Consider the following 23,562-nt stretch of genomic DNA (forward strand, 5'->3'; position numbering starts at 1 on the left):
AACTTTTCATTATTCTTTGTGAGTATAGTAAAAACGAAAAATTAGGAGGTGCTCTTTTATGGTAGTTAGTTCAAAAATGGATATATTTAATGAACTAGAATCCCAAGTTCGAAGTTATAGCAGAAGCTTTCCAACGATCTTCACTAAGTCTAAAGGATATAAATTATGGGATGTAGATGGAAAAGAGTATATTGACTTTTTCTCAGGTGCTGGTGCTCTTAATTATGGACATAATGATGATAAAATGAAACAGGTATTAATAGATTATCTTTTAGAAGATGGTATTATTCATAGTCTTGATATGGGAACAAGTGCTAAAGTGAATTTTTTAAAGCAATTTAACAAAATTATTTTGGAACCACGTGATTTAAACTATAAAATTATGTTTCCTGGTCCAACAGGTACAAATTCTGTTGAAAGTGCACTGAAAATTGCTCGAAAAGTGACTGGACGAACAAATATCATAAGTTTTTCAAATGCTTTTCATGGAATGAGTTTAGGATCACTTTCGATAACGAGTAATCATTTTAAGAGAAAGGGGGCTGGAGTACCACTAAATAATAGTATTATCATGCCGTATGAAAATTATTTAGATTCCCTTAATTCTTTATCCTATTTAGAAAAAGTATTAGACGATAGTGGAAGTGGAGTGGATTTACCTGCTGCAATTATTCTAGAAACAGTTCAAGGTGAGGGTGGTTTAAATACGGCTAGTTCCCAATGGTTAAAGGGAATTGACAGACTGTGTAAAAAATATAATATATTATTGATTGTCGATGATATTCAAGCAGGGTGCGGACGTACGGGGACATTTTTTAGCTTTGAACCTGCGAGCATTAAACCAGACATAATTTGTTTGTCAAAATCTATAAGTGGCATTGGCCTTCCGATGGCTATTACACTAATTAAACCGGAATATGATAAGTGGGAACCAGGAGAACATAATGGAACGTTTCGAGGGAATAATCTAGCATTTTTAGCAGCTACAGAAGCTTTGAGTTATTGGAAAGATATAGAGTTTATTAATGCTTTAAAATGGAAAAGTGAAAAAATCACTAGCTTTCTTAATGAGATTTGTTTGAAATACCCCCAACTTCAAGGAGAAGTACGAGGGAGAGGCTTTATGCAGGGCATAGCGTGTAATACTTTTGGAATAGCTAAAAAGATTTGCTCAGTTGCATTTGAAAATGGTCTAATTATTGAAACATCTGGACCTAATGATGAAGTTATTAAGTTGTTACCTTCTTTAACAATAGACTTAGAAGGATTAAGTAAAGGATTGGAAATGTTAGAGGATAGTATTTCTACTATTTTAAAAGAGGTAACTCACTAAGTTTGAACGACTCGCACTTAATAACCTTGCGAACCGTTTGCAGTAGTTGCGGTAGAAGAAGGAAAAGAAGCGGCCTACAAAGTGGATCTAACATTCTCATCTATTATGAGAGATTTAGATAAAATAATAAGTCAAATTCAAGAAGTTTCTGCATTAACAGAAGAGATATCTGCCGGCACAGAAGAAGTAAGTGCATCTCTTTCGCTAGTATATCATTCTAAATAATATATGATATTTTAAAATTCAAAACACCTTTCATTCACCATTAAAGAAAGGTGTTTTGAATTTGTTTTTTTAATTGTTTTTATAAATTGCACGTTGATGATGATATTATTTATATATAATCCCCTTATTTTACCTCAAATCGATAGGTGGGGAGAGAATTAATAAATGAGGGAATAATATATAAGGTAGTTGAATTGTAATGATCTATTCAACTATTAAAACAGCAAGTGAAATTTCTATTTATGAAGATAACACTTCTAAATATCCAATTTCATTAGGGTTTTGGGATAAATAATATATAACCTATATAGAAGAGTTAACATCCTATTTTATAGTAGTGGATAGTTATAAATTAGTACTTTAGGATTCATCAAGAAAAGTTCTTTTTTTCTGAATAATGCATATAAATTCGTGATATTTTATTATTAAACAAAATGGTTTTATATTTTATTAACTTATTACTTTCCATCTTCAATAATCATTTATTACAACAGCTTTAACGTCCAAAATAAGATGTTCCAACATAGGACAATATAAGTATCTTTATAATGATTTTTCAATATAATCAATGTGTTAATGAAAGTAATTCTGTGTTATTTTTACTTTTCTATTAACTAATACAGCTTCAAACAAAGGACATAATTGCTACATACTAAGTGAAATTTATTACCCATTCAAAATTCTGCCTATTCAATCTTTCTAAAAATAAAAAAAGATTGAACTCATAAATATACAAGTTATAATGAGGGCGTCGAGAGATAATATATGACCTTTAGCGAAAATATTAAACCTCGTTTTGGTTCGAAAATTCTAAAGAACTTGCCAGTAATTTTCTGAAATTTTACATACTGATATGATTACTATATGGAGGGTTGTGGAACAAAAGGAAAGTTTATTCAACTCAAGAAAGAAAGCGCTATCAAAAAAGGGTCTTATTTTAAATTGATTATGCTAATAACTTAGATTCAACAGCAATTAAAAATAATAAACCATGGGGGTGCTTATATGAACATAAATGTAGCATCTATTAAAGAAAAAAAGGTTGTTAAATACAAAAGTTGTTTTGATGTGATTGGGCCCATAATGATAGGTCCTTCAAGTTCACATACTGCAGGTGCTTTGTCTATTGGAACAGTTGCTAATAAATTATTTCAAGGTCTTCCAAAAAAAGTTGTGGTAACGTATTATGAATCATTTGCTGAAACCCATAAAGGTCACGGAACTGATTTTGCAATAATTGCTGGTATATTAGGCTTTGCTGCCGACGACAGCAAAGTGCCAGATGCTATTAAAATAGCAGAATCTAAAGGGATTGACATTACTTTTATTGAAAAATCAGGTGATAGTCCTGCCGGTCATCCAAATACGGCAGATGTATATGTAGAGGATGATAGTCGAAGTATTAGAACGGTGGGTATTTCAGTCGGTGGTGGATTGATCGAAGTCAAACATGTTGAAATTGACGGATTTAGCTTAGAACTGCAGGGGCCATTGCCAGTTGTTATTGCAATTTCAGAAAGAGCTGACTTTGAATTTGTCTTACGCAGGATCTTTAAACAATATGATGTTGAAATTAACAACTTTCATAGTTTGAAAGATAAAACAAAATATTTATATGCATTCGCTTTGGATTCGCTATTGCCTGGTAATGCTCAGAAGGAGTTAGGGAATTTAAGCAATATAGCTAATCTTATTATTCTTTAGTTACATTAAGGAGAGAAAAAATATGTATATGGCCATAAAAGAAATTGTGGATGCAGCTAATAAAAGTCAAAAGACAATTCATGAATTAGCAATTGAACAGGAAATCGAACAAACTAAAACTTCTTATGAAGAAGTTTGGAGTAAAATGGAACAAAATTTAGCGACTATGCAAAATGCTATAAATAAAAGTATCGAGGGCGACGGTGTATTTTCTCCAACCGGTTTAACCGGAGGTGATGCAGTTAAAATTAAAAACTATCGAGAAAATAGGAAAACTCTTTCTGGAGATTTGATGGTGTTAGGGATTCAAAGTGCTATCGGTGTTAATGAAGTAAATGCTGCATTAGGAGCTATTTGTGCAACTCCAACAGCGGGTGCGAGTGGGACGATTCCGGGAGTCCTATTTAGTATTAAGGATACGTTGCAGTTAAGTTATGAAGATATGATACATTTTCTATTCACATCAGCGTTATTTGGAACGATAGTAGCAAACAACGCTTGTATTTCAGGAGCGTATGGAGGATGTCAAGCTGAAGTAGGCAGTGCCTCAGCAATGGCGGCTGCAGCTGCGGTAGAAGCTGCAGGTGGAACGCCACAGCAATCTTCTGAAGCTTTTTCGATTGCATTACAAAATTTACTCGGTTTAGTTTGTGATCCGGTCGCTGGTTTGGTAGAAATTCCTTGTGTAAAGAGAAACGCCATTGGAGCGACAAATGCTTTAGCAGCAGCGGACATTGCATTAGCCGGCGTAAACAATATCATCAATGCTGACGAAGTTATTGAAGCGATGTATAGAGTTGGAAGACAGATTCCTCGCGAATTAAGAGAGACAGGTTTAGGTGGAATTGCGGCTACACCTACAGGGATTGCCATTAAAAATAAAATATTTGGGGAGAAACAATCAAATCAATGAACAGTTAACGTCTATATTGTGAAAAGGTTAACAATCTATTCTCTATTGTTCGCTTAAGGATTTCTGGATATTGGGGGAATTATCAATAAAATATCCTACTATATAATTGAAACATTTTGTAAGTGGTAACAAACTCGTCAGGTTGATGCTTCGTTAATTTTTTGAGTCTGATCAACTTAGAAGAAGGATATACGATGTGGCGCACTTTATAAACAAAAAGAACGGTCTATATTCCTATACCTTAAATAAAGACGTAAGAATAGGAAACAAGGAGGAATTAATATATGAATGGGAATACTGCAAAAAACATAGAATTTCAAGCTGATAATACGGCAGTAAAAAATGAAAAATACCTAGACCCTAAAAAATGGCATAAACAGGATACTACCTGGGCATTGAGCCTTTTTGGAACAGCAATTGGAGCAGGGGTACTCTTTTTACCGATTAATGCAGGTTCAGGTGGTTTATTATCATTGCTGTTAATTACCATACTTGCATATCCAGTTATGTACTACTCACATAGGGCGCTTGCTAAAATGATTTACGCTTCGAATTCTGCCGATGAGGGGATTACAGGTACAATAAGAGAATATTTCGGAAATAAAGCAAGTATCATTTTTAACATCGTATATTTCGTCTTCATTTATACGATCGTGCTGATGTACTCGGTCGCACTTACAAATACGGCAAGTAGTTTTATTGTACACCAATTGCACATGCCGGAGCCTCCAAGGGCTATTTTATCACTTGTATTAGTACTCGGTCTTATCACTATACTAAATTTGGGTCAGGATATTACTGTAAAGATAATGAGCATGCTAGTATATCCTTTCATTGCTTCTCTACTTTTTATTGCAATATCTTTAATTCCACAATGGAATACTTCAATGCTAAGTTTTTCAAGTGTTTCTACTGTTTCAGCTGGAACAGGGTATTTCGGAACGGTTTGGATGATACTACCAATCATCGTATTCTCGTTTAATCATTCTCCTATGATTTCGTCATTTGTTATGAAACAGAGAGCTACGTATGGAATAGACGCTACTGATGCCAAGTGTGCTCAAATACAAAAAGTTTGTTATATTATGACATTCGCTGTTGTTATGTTTTTTGTTTGGAGCAGTACTTTAAGTTTGACTCCAGATGATCTTAAGGTGGCAAAAGAACAGAACTTGTCAATCCTATCATATCTTGCTAATGAGCTTAATTCGCCAGTAATCACTATTGCAGCTCCTATGATTGCATTTGTGGCTATTACAAAGTCTTTCCTTGGCCATTATATAGGAGCGTATGAGGTAATGCGTGACATGATTATCAAGTCCAGTAAAAAACGTGGGAAAGATATAGGAGAAAAAACAGTTAAGACAATGATTCTTACTTTTGTTGTATTAACATGTTGGTATGTTGCTTATACAAATCCAAGTATTCTTGGAATCATTGATGCCCTTAGCGGTCCGTTAGTCGCTGCTATCTTATGTCTATTACCGATGTATGCGATTCGTAAAGTACCAGTACTAGCAAAATACAGAGGGAAAATGAGTAATGTATTTGTAATTGTTATAGGGATACTTACTGTTCTAGCAAGTATTAAGTCATTATTCTAATTTACTGTAGTTAGTTCTGATGCAAAAATAATAGGATATGAAATGAGAATGAAAGATTCCTAGCGGAACTAAATTATATAGTGTTAAACCAAAGAGATTCTGGTTTTGGACAAACTATTCATCTGGGATAGTTTGTCCTTTTTTAATTATATGCATAACTTCTATTACAGCAATCTTTTTTTAGCTGGTTGTTATGATTTTAATCCAAGCCTATTAGGGTGCTGATCCATGTGCATCAAGCTAATATTTTGAAGTATCCCACATTTGTTTTCTTAGGTTGATGGGAATGGGCCGGTACCCCATGTATGGCGGACAACTAAAATGGCTTTATTTCATCACATGTCCGAAGTCATTGTATCTCCCACTTACCCATTTCGCGTTCCTTGAGGAAGGAGAATTCTTTCGGGGAATAGGTTAAATTAAACTCGGTTTTTAGCACATCATAAATGGTCGGAAAATAAAGGTTGCATAATATATAGTTGCAAATTTCTCATTAATTCTGATGTTAAAGACTATATGAAAATAGTACATTTACAAATAATTAAAAACTGTATATTTAAATTAAACAATATTAAACGAGGTGTAATATTCCGATTATTCATATTGATTATACAAAAAAAAGAAAGAGAATAATAGGCTTGTTATTAATTTCTATTGACCTTAGTATTTAAAGGGTCATAAGAACTTTAACTTTACTACAAAATGTATGCCCTTTCATTTTAGGAGAAAAAATATTTGGGGACATACAAGATAAAGGAGTGATGTTTATAAAAAAAGTTTGTTCCATCAGTATAATTTGTCTCTTTTTTTTATGTTCTTGTTTTAGCTCAAACAGCAAACCCGCATCTAAAAAAGAGAAGAGCGACGAAGCAAAGATTACTAAACAAAAGAATTGGGGATTTAAAGCAATATATTCTGATGAGACTAAGATTAATGACTATAAGTCATTACCTAAAGTCAAAGTAGCAATATTGGATAGTGGGATTAATAAAAATCATCAAGATTTAAAAGGAAAAATTGTAAAAGATTATAATGCTATTAATCCAGGAAACGAAAATGTTGATAATTATGGACATGGGACTGCAGTTGCTGGAATCATAGCCGCCCATGATGATGATTTAGGTCTCACTGGAATATCCCCTAATGCAGAGATTTATGACGTTAAAGTTCTCGATGACAAAGGTTTAGCAGATATTGATACATTAATTAAAGGTATACAATGGTGCATTCAAGAAAATGTGCAAATAATGAATATTAGTTTCGGTGTACAATCAGATAATCCGAAATTAAAAGAAGCTATAGATGAAGCATTAGACAAGGGAATCATAATTGTTGCAGCTTCAGGAAATACATTAGGATTATCAGTTGATTATCCAGCTAAATATGAAAATGTAATATCTGTTTCAGCAATAAAAGAAAATTTAAAACGATCTGGTGTATCTGCAAAAGGGAAAATAGATTATGCAGCTCCCGGAATAAATATCTTAACTACTGATAATAAAGGTGACTATTCATATTATAGTGGTACCTCTTTTGCTACTGCGTATGTTACGGGTACTGTAGCAGTCCTATTAGCACAAAAAGATATAATTTTCAATGGTCAGAATATTAAATCTTATTTAAATGATAAAACTAAAGATCTAGGTGAAAAAGGATATGATTCCGAATATGGTTCTGGATTAATAATGATAGATTGAAAGAGGAGATCGATTAATGAAAAACGTAATTGTTAAAATATTAGTGTTTTCTATGTTACTTACTTTACTTCCTAATATACAATATGTAAAAGCAGATACAGGAATACAAGATAAAGTAACTTCCGTTGATGTAAGTAAAGTGGAATCTGAAGTAAATAAAGAATTAGGAATTGAAGTTTCAAATGAATTAAAGATTAATATAGAAAAAGAAACAGACGAAAAGGTCGTAGTTAATACAACTTTAGACACAACAGATTTGTCAGTTTCAACAGATATCGACATGAACCTTGAAACAGGGGGAATTACTGTATTCGGTAAGACGGTTGATGAAAATGGTGAAGAAACCCAACAAAACTTTGATGTTTATGTACAGGAAGTTGAAGGAAATGACTTTATAGCTACATTCGTTGATCAAGAAACAGGAAAAGAATATGAAGTTAATACCCTAAAAGCAAGTGCTTCTATTTGGCCTGTAGTAGTAGCGGCTGTGGCTAGATATGGTATACAATATGCAATAAAAAAGTATGGAAAACAAGCAGTAACTTCAGCAATGAAACAGGTTCCCAAGAGTATAAATAAGGTTGATGATAAATTCCTTAAAAGAAAAGGTATTGATGCTCACGAATTAAAAAGAGACTACTTGGGTAGAAGTGTTAGTATTTCAAAATATGATATCTATGTGGATAAGAAAACAGGAAGACTTTGGATTTACCTAAAAGGTGGAAAAGGAACTCCGATACCAACTGATTCATTTATAAAATAAAAAAATCTAAAGTCATTTGTGAAAAAATGACTTTAGATTTTTAGTTATAATGAATTATAAGTATGAAGTAAAGGATAAAATTTATTATCCTTTACTTCAAATATTAATAGGGATGTGTTAAATAATTTGAGTACATTAATAAATGTAGAACTAGCCATTTTCGGAGAAATATTTAATCCAGAAGAGCTAACTAAACAATTTAATTTAGAACCAACGATGACTTATAAAAAAGGTGACTTTATTAGAGGTAATTCGTTATTTATTCGGGAAGAAACAAACTGGAGTATTGAAACAGGGTATGAAGAATCTCTTAATGCAGAAGAGGTTGTAAAAAAGTTAATTTCCATATTGGAACATAAAAAAAATGAAATAATTAATATGCAAAGTAAACATAATCTAAAATGCAAATTATCTGTTGTTGTAAAAATAGAAAATAATGAAGTCCCTTCTTTATGTTTTGATCAACATACTATTGGTTTTATCAATAGTATTGGTGCGGAAATTGATATTTGTCTATACTTATTGTAAGTCTAGCGGTAGGATTAAAATATTTGTTAAATGATGCAATGTACCTTTGATAGTGTCTGCGATAAAATGTTTGCCCTAAGCATTAAATTGAATTCTACTTCTGATAAAAGATAGGGCCTTCCTTAAGAGGAGGGTTCTTACAAACTAACTGTATAGGTGAAGATGGACAACAGCAACCAGAAAGTAGCTTTTAATATTAATTGAAGATAGTCTCTATGAACGAAATGATTCTACTAGTATTAAAATAAAGAGTCTAACTTTATGGATAAGGAATTGAAGGCTAATACACCGTATAAATATGTAGTAACAGCGGTTGATTTAGCTGGAAATGAATCTAGTAGAAGTGATGTATTGGATGTAACAACAAAGGCAGAGGATTCCACATATGAAAAATGGGATGCGAGAAAAGCATATACTAAAGGTGATAGAGTAGTATATGAGGGGAAAGTGTATGAAGCAGTTCAAGGTTATCAAGGCAATGGTGACACAAATTGGATTTTTGCCCTATCGCTTTGGAATCCAGTTTTGAGTAAATGATAAGCAGGAAAATGTAGTTAATATTTTTGGATTTTTCTTTGGAAATAAACGGCCGTTCAAAATATAAATTCTCAAATGGTTTAAATGATTTGCAAATAAATTTAATCTCCATCTATTGTTTACGAAATGAAATCGAAAAAGAATCCCAATGGTACTCCATTGGGATTCTTTATTTTCTAATTTGTAATAGCATAAATTTGCACAGTGAATTTGCTAGTGGCACCAATTGGACTTGCGATATAATATTTGGTATTTGTGTAAGCTTCAGTCCTAGATTCATGTGAAATATTTTTCCAACGAATAGAATCAGTACCTAGGGGAACATCAATCATTACATTGAAAGAGATAGTAGAAGGATGATCTTTTTCTGAAGGTACAATAACCCATTTCAATTCTTTGGTACCTACAGGTAAACTATCAATTTTAAAGTTTTGACTGGATCGATTTTTTGTCCGGATAAAGGACTAGATATGGTTGCTTGTTTTATTTTATTGTAGGAATAATACATGTTTGCATAGGTAGTTTAATTCCTTCATTAAATACAATATTATGGAAGAGCCCCTGGTCAATTAGGTGTTTTAATATTTTTTCAATTTACGGGTTTTTTATTTGGTGTTCTAAGTTCACCCATACTAGTAAGAAAGTATCATTATTTTAAAACAATAACATTAGGTGTTTTAGTAATGTCCATCGTTCTAGGAGGTTTTATATATATTAAAGAATGGGCATATTTAACTGTTATTTGCTTTGTATTAGGCTATGGAGCAGGTTTGTTAGAAACTACGATGGGTTCCTTTATTATTTCAGCAGAAAGGAATAGTGCTGCTAAATTTAGCATTCTCGAAGTATGGTTTGGGGTTGGGGCGCTAGGGTTTCCGTTACTAGTTAATTATATTATAAAATTTTATGAATGGTATTTTATTCTTTATTTTTACACTATTTGTTTGGTACATGTTTGGACGTACAAAATTTCTAAATTTTTCTCCTCAAAATAATGAAAAGGGAGGAGCATCCCTTTCCTCATTTACTCTAAAATTTAAAAGTGAAAAGATTACAGTTATATTATTCATTTCACTTTTTGCATTGAGTCTAGGTTGTATTATTTTAAAAATGAGGAAAATTGCAACTTACGGTAACGAAAGTGCCAAAAAGGTAGAAGGTATGAAAAATTTATAGAAAAAATTTAATAATATGAAAAAGTTAATTTTATTTGGAATTCCTAAAAAAGTTGATAAAGTTAAAAATTCTGTATTTGGGCTTTGTTTTATATATTGTGCTGTGTAATATATAAAACAGAGATACTTCAAATATAAAAATGATATGCAACAGTGACCAGTTCGCAGGTAATAAAAAGTTATTTTAATTAGCTTTTCAGATTAATCTAAGAGGGGTTTGTTATCGAATGGAGATAAAAATTAGTAAAAAGGATAAGATTGATATCTCTAAAAAATTAAAGTCTTTTTTAGCTGAACAATATTCACTGGAATTGGGTGAATACATAAGCTATGAGTTACTTGAATTCATAATAAAGGAATTAAATCCACATTTTAATCAAGTTACTAGGGATAGGTTGGAAATGTTGTTAAAGAATATAGAGAAAGATATATACAGTCAATAGACTTTATATGAGAATTGAAAAACTATAATATCATTTTTAAAAATTATAAAAGGAAATATGTTACTGAAAAGTAAGGAGACAATCCATTACTTTTCTAAAAAGCAATTAGGTCCGTACAATGATGTATTAAAGTGATTCCGAAGGGATTTTGGATGCTGAAGAGAGTACAAGTGAGTTAAAAAAGAAAGGTGCGTAGGCGCCTTTCTTTTTTGAAGGAGATTTTTATATTTTGGGATAGCGCCACATCGCTATCAACTTAAGAAATTAATTGTTCCCTAAAACGAAAAAAATAAACTAAATGTCCTTGGTTACCTATGAAAAGAATAAATTTTTGTTTTGGGAGTACTTCAAAATGTTAGCTTGATAGCGATGTGAATGGCCCCCCACTGATTAAAGTTACACTTCATTCCACGCCACTCTCTAAAATAGAAAAAGATACATTTTCACAATCAATTTCTGCCAACGCGCCGTAAGGTAAAATAAACTTCGGTTCAGTATGGCCGAAATTTAAATTATAAAGAATCGGCAAATCTTCTAAGTTATATTCTTTCATAACTTTAAGTATTTCATGTTTATATTCTTCATAATACATTTCGTCTTTTGGTTTACCAAAAATAATCCCTTTTGCTTTTTGGAGAATGCCTTGCGCTGCGTAATTTCGTAAACAATACTTTATATAACTTGGTTCTGGGTGGTCTTCAGAAGTTTCAAAGAAAAAGATACTATCTTCCCAATGTTTTTTCTCAGGCCAAAGCTCCGTTCCTTTTGCAAATTCCAGTACTTCTATACAACCACCAATTAAGCGTCCTTGTACGGTAGTAGAGCCTTGAAGTACCTCATATCCATTATTTTGCTGCATCGTACGTCTTGTATCTTTATTTACCTCTATCCATTCTAAACGCTCACTCGTCCATTCATGAGCTGGTTGAATTTCGCCAATAACTTCATTTGAAAAGAGAGTTCGCTTTACCATTTCAACCGTATATGGATTCAACTCTATATTTTCAGCAAAATCCGTTAAAATGGCTGGACCGTAAAAGGAGGAAATTCCTGCTTTATAACAAAACAAGTGTGAAACGGTAACGTCAGAGTATCCCATAAAAATTTTCGGGTTTTCACGTATCACATTAAAATCTATATAGGGAAGTAAGCGAATGCTATCTTCACCGCCGATATTCGCAATAATTGCTTTCACGCGCGTATCTTGAAATGCTGTCATTAAATCTTCCGCACGAGCCTGTGGGTTGTTATAAATGAATTCGCTACCTTTTAAACTATTTGGCATGGGAACAACCGTAAGACCGAAAACTTCTTCTAACCTCTTTACCCCTTGCTCATATCGCCATCTTATCTCAGAATCGCCTGCGCCTCCCCATGAAGGGCTGACTGTTGCTACGATATCACCTGGCTGTAATCTGTTTGGTTTCTTTAACATGTTAACTCCTCTCCTACATAATGTAATGGACTACGACTATACATGTAGCTTTGAAAAAATATGATGCATCACATTGTTTTCTTCATCATCAATTCGTTTACCTGCTAGTATTCGAGAATTTAGCATTCGTGTTAAATATATTTAAAAGTTACAGTATGCAACATTGCATGAGAAAGATGGTTGCTATTTTCTACAACCTGTAACTATAATAGTTACAGGTTGGTCGTATCCAATCAAAAAATATAATCATCATGAATGGAGAGGTTACATATGGGTATGAAAAAATTAATTTTAGCAGGTGCTTTAGGTATCGCAGCATTATCAGGAACGAATTTACCAGGATTAGAACTGTCAAAAGCGAGTGCGGCTTCTATTGAATCTAATTTCTCGACGTTAGAAGGACGAGTAATAGAAGTAGATAAAGGTGTGATTGTTGTAAAATCTAAGCAATATGAAGAACCTGTTAGTGTGTATATGGACTCATTTTTAAATGTGAAAGTAGGAGATGAGGTTAAAGCTACTGGATCTATGATGCGCAATTTTACGGAATATATGATTGCAAATACAGTTGAAAATACGTCAAATAAATTAGGTATGCACATGAAAGAAGACGGCTCTCCTGATTATGTGATTGGGGAAGTATCAAAAGTAGGAATGATGGAAGGTGAGGGAGAAGGTTCTACTAAATATGTCGTAGTTGAGTATCCATCACTAAACGGGAAGAAAGTTATCATTGATGTTTTCTTAACGAAGGGACAAGTACTTCGTACGGGTGAGAAAGTAAAAATTGATATGAAGTATGTGGGCTGGGGCGGAAGTTCTATTAATTGGAACACAACGGATCATATTGAAAAAGTGTATGAGGTAAAGAGCAACGCTGAAAATAATGATGATGTTTGGATTTGGTCTTAATTAGACCTTTATAACAATGTATCATGCAGTACCCATTGAATGATCATATGTATGACAATTCGATGGGTACGTTTTGTTTTGTATTTTTTGAGAATAACGGATTTCCGATTAGAATATGATGTTAATATTAGAGAGAAGGTAAAAAAATACAATATGGAAAGAAGTGTTTAAGGGTGGAACGAGATGAGGTTTATTTACGAGCTAAAAAAAGGGTAGAGAATTTAAAAGCGTTTTATATTCATTTAACGGTCTATATACTAGTGAACGTAATGCTTTTTATTATAAATATAATCTCTGATTCAAGTAAATTATGGTTTTTATATCCACTTGCAGGTTGGGGGATCGGTATCGTTATACATGGTTTGACAACTTTTCCAGTTGGGATATTCGGAAAAGAGTGGGAAGAACGAAAGATTAAAGAATATATGGAAAAAGATAAGTAAATTTATTACTGGAATGTATGGATATAAAATTTCATTTAAATCTCTGTGATCAAATATTTGAGGCGAAGTTTATTCTATAACTTCGCCTATTTGCTTTGTATTCGAAGTTTGTACGAGTGAGTATTCATATTCATTTTTAAGCGTCAATTGCATGTGAAATCAAAACTTTATTTGTAGTACATAATAAATACAGTTGTTTTACTTTTTTAATTACTTGTGGATGTAGGATGAAGTTGATTTATTACCCTATATTAAAATAAAAATAAACCACTGTTCGATTTGAATATTCCACGATATAATGGTGAGAGTTTATGACAGAATAAATATTTACATAAGAAGTGAGGTACTGTATGAAAAAAAGAACGACAGACATTATTTTTATTATTATCGGTGCATTTCTTTTTGCGTTAGGTGTTAATTTGTTTGTTATCCCGAACGAATTTGGTGAGGGCGGGGTAACAGGTATCACGATTATTACGTACTATTTATTTGAATGGTCACCGGGCTTAGTTAACTTAATTTTAAATGCGATTTTGTTAATAGCTGGTTATAAGTTTTTAAATAAGATTACAACAATTTATACGATTATCGCTGTAGTTACAAACTCGCTATTTCTTCATTTGACAGAAGGCTGGACGATTGCTTCGGATGAAATGCTCGTAAATGCCATTTTCGGAGGAATATTTATTGGATGCGGGATTGGTCTTATTATTCGCGTTGGCGGAACAACTGCTGGTACTACCATCTTAGCAAGGATGACGCATAAATATTTAGGTTGGAGCATTAGCTATGGTTTACTGTTCTTCGATTTAATCGTTGCGTTTTCATCGTATTTCATCATTGGTGCAGAAAAACTGATGATAACAATTATTATGCTATATGTAGCAACGAAAGTGATGGAATTTGTAATTGAAGGTTTAAATCCGAAGAAGGCTATTACGATTATTTCTGATAACCCGAATGAAATTGCCGGGAAGGTCACTACCTTAATGGGCAGAGGGGTTACCGTGTACTCAGGTCATGGCTATTACACGAAAACACCGAAGGAAATTCTTTATGTTGTTATTAACAAGCAAGAAGTAGTGAAGCTAAAACGGATTGTTCAAACTACGGATCCAGCTGCGTTCATCGCTATACACGATGTTCGTGACGTATTTGGAGAAGGGTTCGTTGATATTTCTAAAGCTTAGAACTTATTTTTCATTAAAATAATCTTAATACTAAAACGTAAGAATCTATTTTGAATAATCTTTTTTCAAAATAGATTCTTTTTATTTATCTTAAAATGTTGGTTTGTTTTTCTTTTTCTTGCAAAAAAAACAATTGTTTCTTAATGTAAGAAATGTAGAAGGATGAACAAGAGAGGGTTTAATGAAGATGATACATATTTTATTAGCTGATGATGATAAGCATATTAGAGAGTTGTTACATTACCATTTACAAAAAGAGGGGTTTAAAGTTTTTGAAGCAGAAGATGGAAAGATAGCGCAAGGCGTATTAGAGAAAGAGAATATTCAACTTGCGATAGTAGACATTATGATGCCGTTTGTTGATGGCTATACGTTATGTGAGGAAATTAGGAAGTATCATGATATTCCTGTTATTTTATTAACTGCGAAAGATCAGTTAGTTGATAAAGAAAAAGGATTTATTTCTGGTACGGACGATTATATTGTAAAACCGTTTGAGCCAGCTGAAGTCATTTTCCGTATGAAAGCATTACTGCGTCGTTATCAAATGCTGAGTGCTGATATTATTACACTGCACGGTACAACAATTGACCGAAAAGGCTTTGAAGTGAAGTGTAACGGTCAAACGATTCTGCTTCCATTAAAGGAATTTGAATTGTTATCACAACTGGCTAGTTACCCGGGAAGAACATTTTCAAGAGAAGAATTAATTGAATTAGTATGGGGAATGGATTTTGAAGGGGATGAACGAACAGTTGACGTTCATGTGAAAAGGCTGCGAGATCGTTTTTCAAAACGAACGGATGATTTTCAAATTACGACAGTACGCGGACTCGGTTATAAGTTGGAGTTGAAATAGAATGAAATCACTATACTCTAGATTTGTTTTTATGACGGTTGGAATCATGCTACTTAGCAGTATTATCGGTTTTTTATTAACAAATGTGTACTATCAAGTGAAGTTAAAACCGTATAACAGTGAAAAGATTTTAATGTACGCGGAAGAAGTTAAAGCGTTATATGAAAAACAAAGTGAAGAAAATAAAGAGGCGTACTTACAGTCTATTGCGAAATTAGGATATGAAATTTACATTGTAGATGACAAAAAGAATGGAAAGCGTATCGGTAATGCGTTTCGTAAAACGTCTATTAGTGATGATACTGTTCATAAAGTGTTGCAAGGGGAAACGTTTAACGGCGTTTCCACATATCCAACGCGCCTCTTTATTACAGGGTTTTTCGATAATGAATTAATTAATAGTGTCGGTGTCCCGGTAAAACACAGTGATAAACAGTACGCTTTATTTATTCGTCCTGACATTCAGAACCAATTTGGCGAGATGCGAATCTTCTTAGCGGTATTACTTGGATTTATCGTACTATTAAGTATTATCTTTATAGCGATTGCAGCAGGTTATATCGTGCGTCCGATTCGTACATTTACGAAAGCGACGCAAAAGATTGCAAATGGTGAATATGATATCGAATTGGATGAAAATCGAAAAGATGAAATTGGTACATTGGCAACTAATTTTCAAAAGATGACGAAAAGTATTAAAGAATTAGATGAGATGAGACAAGAATTCGTTTCAAACGTTTCTCACGAATTCCAATCGCCGCTTTCTTCCATTCAAGGTTTCTCGAAAACATTACAAACAGAAGAGATGAGTGCGGAAGAAAGAAACCATTACTTACAAATTATTGAGGGTGAAAGTAAGCGAATGTCTAGTTTATGTAAACAGTTACTTACGCTTGCTTCACTAGATAAAGAAGAAAAAGTTCTACAAATAAAAGAATTCAATTTGCAAAAGCAAATTAAAGACGTCATTTTTATGCTCGAATGGAAATGGCGTGAAAAAGATATCGCCGTTGAATTTGATGTGCCGGATATTACAATACGAGGGGATGAAAACTTACTTCATCAAGTATGGAGTAACATCTTTACGAATAGCATTAAGTTTTCAAACGACGGTGGAACGATTGAATTTGTTGTAGAAGAATTAGAATCAAGTGTGATGATCTCTATATCAGACAACGGAATTGGTATGGAAAGAGAAGAAATGGACCGTATATTTGATCGTTTTTACAAAGTAGATACTGCAAGGGCAAGAAACGTAGAAGGTAGCGGTTTAGGGTTATCAATTGTGCAGAAAATTGTTGAACTACATAACGGAAACGTTTCTGTGTATAGTACGAAAGGGGAAGGGACTACTGTTCAGGTGGAGCTTCCGAAATAGATGGAAGAGGCTGTTTGGAAACGGCCTCTTCTTTTTTGTCATTTTGTTTCGGGAGATCGCTGATATTTTTTCGCTTATGTGTAAAGTGACAAAAAGTTGTTTGAAAATATGCGAGTCATTCTATTCCACAATTGGACCACATTCTTGAATGACAATTTGTGATTAATTTAGATATCCATGTGAATAAATAGGGGTTGTGAAGGAATGTACTTATGGTAATAAGTCAGATTAGTTTAGGAAGGAATATTATAAATAAAATGGAATAATAAATAAATTGAACAACAGAATTTATAGACGAATTATTTACCTAGGCATCGATTGTTTCAATACCAAAAACTATTAGAAATGAGGGACTTTAAGATGACACACCCCGCATTAATAATGTACAAATACCACGTATGGGCAAATGGAGTGATAATTGATCGTTTAAAAGAACTACCACAGGACATTTATCATAAGGAAATTCAGAGTGGTTTTTCTTCGGTATCAAAGGTGTTGTCGCACATTTACCTTACTGATTACGCATGGTTTGACATTATCTTAGGTAAAAGTATGAATGAAGCAATGGTGTCTACAAACCAATTGAGAGAACAGGTGGAAACAAAAAATATTGAGGAAATGAAAAAAATATTTCAAGACTTATCCGAACGAAACGAAGCCCTTTTAAACAGTCAAGAAGATATTGATAAGGTGATAGTGGTGAATAACCCATATGCTGGGGTGCTTGAAACTTCTATTTCTGAATCAGTACTTCACGTTGTCACCCATGGTTCTTATCACCGTGGCAATATAGCTACGATGTTGCGGCAAATGGGGCAAACCTCTGTTATGCAAGATTTTGGACTTTACCTATATTCAAAATAAAACAGAGTTACTCAAGTGTCGATTTTCTTTAAATGGTTCCGTTTTCAAACTAGTGCGTTAGTCAAAAAGAAAAGGAAACAGTCAAAATCATCATCTTGATTTTCCACAATTGGGCGCTTTTTTTAAATAACTTTATTGTTATATTTTTTAGTGAGTGAAGTATCTTACATACAAAATGAAATAACTATATTTTTAACCCCGTCCTATAGTTAGAACGGGGTTAAATTTGTTCCTGCTATAAAGCCGTACCTTTCCCGCGCTCTACTTTAAATCGAACTCCAAAAGTATCCGCTGTAATTTCATCAGCTTTCGGCAATGCTCGTAATTTTGGATGAAGCAGCCATACGAGAGAAATAAATAAAATACCGATGCTAGCGAGCGCGAAAATGAGTTGGCTACTAAATACATTTGCGGTGTATCCGCCAATTAAAGAGCCGAACGGCATAGCAATTTTGCCCATACTTCCTATGACTGTATTGATACGTCCGATATATTGATTTGGAATTACAATCTGACTAATTGTCGCGAATAATATGTTGGTCGCACCAATTGGAATCCAAGCTAGGCCGAATAAGAGAATAGATAGCCATTGAAACGGTACGATCGTAGAGAGAAACCAAAAGATAGCGCCAGTCGCAAAACCAAGAATAGAGACACGGCCAACATTACGTTTGCCAACCCATGAACTGAATAATGCACCGATGAGACTACCTGCTGATATAGCAGCTAGAAAAAAGCCATATGATTTCACGCCTCCTAAAGAATCAGCGAAAGAAGGGAGTATCGCCATCGTCATACCGATTGAAAAATTAGCGACTACTGAACCGATTAAGAATACGCCCATTAATGAACGAAAGACGATGGAAAAACCTTCTTTTAAATCAGAGAAATATTGTTTAGTTGATAGCGATGTATTGGTTTCTGCTTGCGTTGGCATTTTTAGTGAAAAGAACAAAAGGGCAGTAATCACGAATGTAAAAGAGTCGATTACATATAAAGTGATTGCGCCAAATAGTGCTACTAATATGCCAGAAAGAGTCGTACAAATTAAGTCAATGCCTTGATACGCAAATGAAAAGAGTGAATTTCCTTTTAATAATTGTGTTTTATGCAGTAGAAGTGGTAAAGCTTTTGATTGTGCGGGATAGGCGAATTGTTCGATAAAGGCTACGATGGGCATAATGATGAGTAGTAATTGAACTGTTAATAGATCGAAGTAGTGTGTAATAGGAATGATTAATATAAGAATGCATTGCAGAACTTGTGTGATGACGAGGGTGTTTTTGATTGACCATCTATCAACGAATGGCCCAGTAAGAAATTGAAGTGCAGAAGGTAATAATGTAAGGAAACCAGCCAATCCAGAATAAAAAGGATTACCACTAAGTTTATATACGAGCCACATCGCAGCTACATAATACAAGCTATCTCCTATGTTCGTAAAAATTCTCCCTAAAAACAGTAAGAAGAAATTCCGGTTTTTTAATATGTCCACTTTATCTACTCCTTTATAAAAAAATTATTCGGTAAAATAAATTTGACCGTTGGTGTAAAAAAAATCGTATTACGATTTTTCTTCTTTTTTAACGAATCGCTGCATTGCTCGTTCGTCGATTTGTAGTGCAGTAGTAGAAATGTAATAAGATTTACTATTTGGATCTTTATCCGCGTCTTTTGTGATATCGTTTAATTCACCCATTAATTCATGAAACTTTTTCACCCACACTTGAAATTGTTCTGGCGTGGCATCAAACTCCCAGCAAGATGAAACGTAATTCCACTCAGTAGGGTTTTCGCTTCCTGTTCGTAACATAAAAGCTTCTTCCGGTGCAGCAAGAATATGGCTTTTCGTCATTTCCGTCATTTGTAAAAAGATTTGGCGACCTGATTCGCTTAACATTTCTAAATGAGGTAATAGATTTGCGGCAGGGGTGAAGCCTTTAGCGACAGATTGATAAAACTTTTGAATGATACCATTCTTTTCTTCTGTATAAACAATTTCTATAAAACCATTCTTTTCTAATTCTTTTAAATGATAATGAATTTTAGCCCTTGGAATGCCGAATTTCTCAGATAGTAGTTGTCCTGTATAAGGACGTTCGCATAGACGCATCATCATTTCGACACGTAGTGGATCGCTTATTGCTTTTAGTTGGCTATAAGTAGTGAGTGTTAACATGGGCTTCAACATGATCAACTCCTTAAATGAAATTACTCGGTCAAGATTATTTGACTGAATTGTATCAAGGATTCTAATTATTTTCAATACTTTCTGAAAATTAAATCTTCCCCTCTGTAATCTTCTGTTCATATTCCGTTCATATTTCTTTTTTATGCTAAGTGCATAGAAAGAAAGAGGAAGGAGCGAGCGAAATGTTTTTAGCTCTGCGTGAATTAAAACAATCAAAATTAAGATACGGATTAATCGGATTGATTATGGTGTTATTATCATTTTTAGTCCTTGTTATTTCAGGATTAGCAAATGGACTATCATATGATAATGCTTCATCGATTCAAAATATGGAGGCAAATAAGTTCGTTTTAGCGGATGATGCGGAAAATAAATTACTTCGTTCACAAATTAAGAAAGACGATGTAGATAACGTAGTCAATCAAGTAGGCGAGAAAGAGGCCGTTCCGTTTCGCGTGAAAGTTTCAACGTATGAAAAGAAAGATAGTTCGAAAAAAGTGGATGTTGCTATTTTCTCAAGTGAACGTGATTCATTTTTAGAACCGAACATTGTAAAAGGTGAGAAATTAGGTACAGCAAACAACGAAATGGTTGCTGATGAATCAATTAAAGAAAAAGGAATCGATATCGGGGATACAATTATTGATCCTGTTTCAAAGAAAGAATTTACAATCGTTGGATTTACGAAAGATCAAATGTTTAGCCATACACCAGTCGTTTATGTAAATGAAGACGTATGGGGATCTATTTCACAACCAAATCAAAAAGATTATAGTGCAATTGCGCTGAATACAGATAAAGAAATCAAAAATGCACATGTTATCGACAAAAAAGAAGTACTGCAAAGTATTCCAGGATTTAAAGAAGAGCAAGGAACATTAACGATGATCATTGCATTCTTACTTGTTATCGCTGCGTTACTAATCGGTGTATTCTTCTACGTCATTACACTGCAAAAAACACAGCAATTAGGTGTATTAAAAGCAATCGGTACAAAGAACTCTTATTTAGCAAATAGCTTAGTCGTGCAGGCGTTATTCTTATCAGTCGTTGCGATGGTGATCAGTATTGTCCTTGTACAAGGATTAGAACAAATTTTACCAGCGGGTATGCCGTTCTTATTAACAACACCGATGATTGCACAATATGCAGCAATCTTTATCGTCATTAGTATTTTAGGAACACTGATTTCGTTATACCAAGTATTAAAAGTTGATGCATTAGAAGCAATTGGAGGCGGGATGTAATGACTTCATTATTGAAATTAGACAAAGTAAGTAAAGTGTACGGAGAAGGGAATACGGAAGTAACAGCCCTTCATCCGATGTCGCTTGATGTGAAAGCTGGAGAGTTTATCGGAATCGTCGGTCCTTCTGGATCAGGAAAAAGTACGTTATTATCAATCGCGGGTGCATTATTATCACCTTCAAAAGGGGATATTTACATTCGTGAGAAAAATATTACGAAGTTATCGGAAAAGGAAATGACAGACATTCGTTTGAAAAAAATCGGCTTCATTTTCCAATTCGCAAATCTTGTTCCATATTTAAATGTAAAAGAACAATTACTTTACATTGCAAAGCTTAAAAAAGACAATAAACAAGAATCAGAAAAGCGTGCGGATCATTTATTAGCGGCATTTGGATTAGGAGAAAGAAAAAATCATTATCCAAATCAACTGTCCGGCGGAGAAAAACAAAGGGTAGCAATCGCTCGCGCGTTTATGAACAATCCGGATTTAATATTAGCGGATGAACCAACGGCTAGCTTAGACTCGAAACGTGCACGTGAAGTTGTAGAAATGATGAAACGTGAAGTGAAAGAGAGCCAAAAAGCAGCAATTATGATTACGCATGATGAAAGAATGCTTGATGTATGTGATCGTATATTGACGCTTCGAGATGGGAAGTTAATATAAAGAAAAAAGACAATCGCACAAGTGTGCGGTTGTCTTTTGTATAAGTGCTTTATCCCACTTTAATGGGCAGTAAGACCCCCACCTCAAAATGCAGCGAAAGCAAAGAAGTTAGGTGGGGATCAACTGCCCATAAAAGTCCGATTGGTTCAACTAATAATCAGTGGGGGATGAAGAAAACCCCACTGATTAAAGTTTCACTTTATTTTGAGAATAACGCTTTAATTTTATTACGCGTAAGTAATAAAACGCCGCCTAATACAGATAACATACCTAAAGCCATATTATTTGATTGCTCACTACCAGCGTTAGGAAGTTCTTTAGCATTATTGTTTGTGTTTGTAGTACCAGTCTTTGTTTCAGTTTGTTTTGATTGAGATACTTCATTAATTTTGTTATCTACATTTTGCTTCGTTGTATGTACCTCAGCTAATTTGTCTTCAATTTTTTTCTCAGTATGTTTAAAGTCGTTGATTTTAATATCTAAGTCTTGTTTTTTCTTTGTTAAATCATCTGAAACAGTTTGTTTCGCTTGTTTTATCTCGTTAATTTTATTTAGTAATTCTTCTCTAGCTTTTTGTAATTCAGCAAGTTTGTTTTTTACATCTTGTTTAGCTAGTTCTAAGTTAGCGGAAAGACTATCTAAATTGCCTTTAATTTTCTTAAGTTCCTCTAACGTGTTACCAGTATTCGGCTTATTTTCTTTTAGCTCAGCAAGTTTGTCCTCAGCAGTTTGTTTCGCTTTCTTTAACTCAGCTAATTTTTCATCGACTTGTTTTTTAACTTCCTTAAGTTCATTAACCTTTTGGTCGATGTTCTCTTTATGTTGCTTAATTTCATTCACTTTTTCATCGACAGTTTGTTTATGTTCTTTAATCTCATTCACTTTGTTATCGATATTTTGCTTATGTTCTTTCACTTCAGCAACTTTATCTTCTACTTGTTTTTTATGCTCTTTCATTTCAGCGATTTTATCTTCGGCGATTTGTTTGTCTTGCTGAAGTTTTGAATCTAACTCTTCTTTACGTTGTTTCATTTCGTTAATTTTTTCATCTGCAACTTGTTTACGCTCGTGTAGTTCATTAACCTTCGTATCAACATTTTCCTTAACTTGGTTAAGTTCATTCAATGTTTGATCCACGTTTTCTTTGTGTTGCTGCAATTTCGCGTCTAACTCTTGTCTATGTTGCTTAATTTCAGCTAATCGATCTCCCGTACTTTGCTGAGGAGTAGCATCAGTTACTTCCGCATGAGCAGAGTTTGCGCCAGCAATCATTGCTAAAGCTAGTGTAGACGCAGCAATTGTTTGTTTTGTTTTCATATTTTTGTACCTCTTTCCTATGAATGCACTCTATTGTGTAAAATTGAGCATATAATAATAGATTATTACATCATTATATACCATGTACGATGTCTAGAGGAAGTATTTGCATGATAATCTATCATTATGTAA

Annotated in this window: 21 protein-coding genes and 4 pseudogenes; 20 read left to right on the forward strand and 5 right to left on the reverse strand. The window is 33.6% G+C overall.

The annotated features are described in order from the left end of the window. Positions 1 to 58 precede the first annotated feature (58 nt). From ectB to PDL00_RS26975, 9 genes and pseudogenes are all read left to right on the forward strand, one after another. On the forward strand, positions 59 to 1,333 hold the full coding sequence (gene ectB / locus PDL00_RS26935; protein WP_098320635.1) for a diaminobutyrate--2-oxoglutarate transaminase: 1,275 nt from the start codon (positions 59 to 61) through the stop codon (positions 1,331 to 1,333). A gap of 81 nt (positions 1,334 to 1,414) precedes the next feature. Beyond that, positions 1,415 to 1,558 (forward strand): hypothetical protein, encoded by a 144-nt coding sequence (locus tag PDL00_RS26940; RefSeq protein WP_000366276.1) that lies wholly within the window; start codon positions 1,415 to 1,417, stop codon positions 1,556 to 1,558. Between the two features lie 1,005 nt (positions 1,559 to 2,563). Further along, on the forward strand, positions 2,564 to 3,262 hold the full coding sequence (gene sdaAB / locus PDL00_RS26945) for an L-serine ammonia-lyase, iron-sulfur-dependent subunit beta (RefSeq protein ID WP_098320637.1): 699 nt from the start codon (positions 2,564 to 2,566) through the stop codon (positions 3,260 to 3,262). A 22-nt stretch (positions 3,263 to 3,284) separates the two neighbouring features. Beyond that, on the forward strand, positions 3,285 to 4,175 hold the full coding sequence (gene sdaAA, locus PDL00_RS26950) for an L-serine ammonia-lyase, iron-sulfur-dependent, subunit alpha (protein ID WP_270732412.1): 891 nt from the start codon (positions 3,285 to 3,287) through the stop codon (positions 4,173 to 4,175). Between the two features lie 284 nt (positions 4,176 to 4,459). Then, entirely contained in the window at positions 4,460 to 5,779 is a 1,320-nt protein-coding gene (locus tag PDL00_RS26955) for an aromatic amino acid transport family protein (RefSeq protein ID WP_270732415.1), read from the forward strand. Between the two features lie 761 nt (positions 5,780 to 6,540). Further along, entirely contained in the window at positions 6,541 to 7,476 is a 936-nt protein-coding gene (locus tag PDL00_RS26960) for a S8 family peptidase (protein ID WP_242254284.1), read from the forward strand. 16 nt (positions 7,477 to 7,492) lie between these two features. Beyond that, the gene (locus tag PDL00_RS26965; protein ID WP_000800054.1) at positions 7,493 to 8,239 is read left to right on the forward strand and encodes an SAR2788 family putative toxin; all 747 of its coding nucleotides are present in this window, start codon (positions 7,493 to 7,495) and stop codon (positions 8,237 to 8,239) included. Positions 8,240 to 8,365: 126 nt separating this feature from the next. Continuing rightward, the gene (locus tag PDL00_RS26970) at positions 8,366 to 8,767 is read left to right on the forward strand and encodes a DUF4279 domain-containing protein (RefSeq protein WP_000105602.1); all 402 of its coding nucleotides are present in this window, start codon (positions 8,366 to 8,368) and stop codon (positions 8,765 to 8,767) included. Between the two features lie 252 nt (positions 8,768 to 9,019). Next, positions 9,020 to 9,304 (forward strand): annotated as a pseudogene (locus PDL00_RS26975) (carbohydrate-binding protein); the annotation flags it as partial. Positions 9,305 to 9,480: 176 nt separating this feature from the next. Here PDL00_RS26975 and PDL00_RS26980 read toward each other — a convergent pair. After that, positions 9,481 to 9,782: pseudogene (locus PDL00_RS26980) on the reverse strand (hypothetical protein); the annotation flags it as partial. A 36-nt stretch (positions 9,783 to 9,818) separates the two neighbouring features. On the opposite strand from PDL00_RS26980, the pseudogene PDL00_RS26985 reads away from it, so the two are divergent. The 3 genes and pseudogenes from PDL00_RS26985 to PDL00_RS26995 all read left to right on the forward strand — a co-directional run. Continuing rightward, positions 9,819 to 10,387, forward strand: a pseudogene (locus PDL00_RS26985) (MFS transporter); the annotation flags it as partial. A 319-nt stretch (positions 10,388 to 10,706) separates the two neighbouring features. Beyond that, positions 10,707 to 10,922, forward strand: a complete 216-nt coding sequence (locus PDL00_RS26990; RefSeq protein ID WP_000403244.1) for a DUF2164 family protein — start codon at positions 10,707 to 10,709, stop codon at positions 10,920 to 10,922. 39 nt (positions 10,923 to 10,961) lie between these two features. Beyond that, positions 10,962 to 11,057: pseudogene (locus PDL00_RS26995) on the forward strand (HXXEE domain-containing protein); the annotation flags it as partial. Between the two features lie 268 nt (positions 11,058 to 11,325). Here the strand turns inward: PDL00_RS26995 and PDL00_RS27000 are convergent. Further along, entirely contained in the window at positions 11,326 to 12,357 is a 1,032-nt protein-coding gene (locus PDL00_RS27000) for a S66 family peptidase (protein WP_270732418.1), read from the reverse strand. Positions 12,358 to 12,627: 270 nt separating this feature from the next. Between PDL00_RS27000 and PDL00_RS27005 the strand changes: the two genes are divergently transcribed. The 6 genes from PDL00_RS27005 (at position 12,628) to PDL00_RS27030 (ending at position 18,003) form a co-directional block, all read left to right on the forward strand. Then, positions 12,628 to 13,269 carry a hypothetical protein gene (locus PDL00_RS27005; RefSeq protein ID WP_270732421.1) on the forward strand — a complete coding sequence of 214 codons (642 nt, stop codon included), beginning with the start codon at positions 12,628 to 12,630 and terminating at the stop codon, positions 13,267 to 13,269. 173 nt (positions 13,270 to 13,442) lie between these two features. Next, the gene (locus PDL00_RS27010) at positions 13,443 to 13,712 is read left to right on the forward strand and encodes a 2TM domain-containing protein (RefSeq protein ID WP_061677771.1); all 270 of its coding nucleotides are present in this window, start codon (positions 13,443 to 13,445) and stop codon (positions 13,710 to 13,712) included. Positions 13,713 to 14,062: 350 nt separating this feature from the next. After that, the gene (locus PDL00_RS27015) at positions 14,063 to 14,902 is read left to right on the forward strand and encodes a YitT family protein (protein WP_000747488.1); all 840 of its coding nucleotides are present in this window, start codon (positions 14,063 to 14,065) and stop codon (positions 14,900 to 14,902) included. Between the two features lie 181 nt (positions 14,903 to 15,083). Beyond that, on the forward strand, positions 15,084 to 15,761 hold the full coding sequence (locus PDL00_RS27020) for a response regulator transcription factor (protein WP_242254286.1): 678 nt from the start codon (positions 15,084 to 15,086) through the stop codon (positions 15,759 to 15,761). Position 15,762: 1 nt separating this feature from the next. Then, complete coding sequence (locus PDL00_RS27025; RefSeq protein ID WP_270732424.1) at positions 15,763 to 17,139, forward strand: sensor histidine kinase; 1,377 nt, start codon at positions 15,763 to 15,765, stop codon at positions 17,137 to 17,139. Between the two features lie 360 nt (positions 17,140 to 17,499). Continuing rightward, positions 17,500 to 18,003 (forward strand): DinB family protein, encoded by a 504-nt coding sequence (locus tag PDL00_RS27030; protein ID WP_242254290.1) that lies wholly within the window; start codon positions 17,500 to 17,502, stop codon positions 18,001 to 18,003. Positions 18,004 to 18,238: 235 nt separating this feature from the next. On the opposite strand, the gene PDL00_RS27035 is transcribed toward PDL00_RS27030, so the two are convergent. Beyond that, the gene (locus PDL00_RS27035; protein ID WP_270732426.1) at positions 18,239 to 19,498 is read right to left on the reverse strand and encodes an MFS transporter; all 1,260 of its coding nucleotides are present in this window, start codon (positions 19,496 to 19,498) and stop codon (positions 18,239 to 18,241) included. A gap of 69 nt (positions 19,499 to 19,567) precedes the next feature. Then, a complete protein-coding gene (locus PDL00_RS27040; protein ID WP_270732428.1) occupies positions 19,568 to 20,194 on the reverse strand; it encodes an ArsR/SmtB family transcription factor in 627 nt (208 codons plus the stop codon). Positions 20,195 to 20,376: 182 nt separating this feature from the next. On the opposite strand from PDL00_RS27040, the gene PDL00_RS27045 reads away from it, so the two are divergent. Together PDL00_RS27045 and PDL00_RS27050 are read left to right on the forward strand one after the other, a co-directional pair. Beyond that, on the forward strand, positions 20,377 to 21,441 hold the full coding sequence (locus PDL00_RS27045; protein WP_000477765.1) for an ABC transporter permease: 1,065 nt from the start codon (positions 20,377 to 20,379) through the stop codon (positions 21,439 to 21,441). Then, positions 21,441 to 22,112 carry an ABC transporter ATP-binding protein gene (locus tag PDL00_RS27050; RefSeq protein WP_061677765.1) on the forward strand — a complete coding sequence of 224 codons (672 nt, stop codon included), beginning with the start codon at positions 21,441 to 21,443 and terminating at the stop codon, positions 22,110 to 22,112. The genes PDL00_RS27045 and PDL00_RS27050 overlap by 1 nt, the downstream gene beginning before the upstream one ends. A 199-nt stretch (positions 22,113 to 22,311) precedes the next feature. Here PDL00_RS27050 and PDL00_RS27055 read toward each other — a convergent pair whose 3' ends face one another. Further along, positions 22,312 to 23,430 carry an LPXTG cell wall anchor domain-containing protein gene (locus tag PDL00_RS27055; protein WP_270732433.1) on the reverse strand — a complete coding sequence of 373 codons (1,119 nt, stop codon included), beginning with the start codon at positions 23,428 to 23,430 and terminating at the stop codon, positions 22,312 to 22,314. Positions 23,431 to 23,562: the final 132 nt, after the last annotated feature.

Origin of the sequence: Bacillus cereus group sp. TH152-1LC (assembly GCF_027710505.1) — a bacterium.
Lineage (GTDB): Bacteria > Bacillota > Bacilli > Bacillales > Bacillaceae_G > Bacillus_A > Bacillus_A mobilis.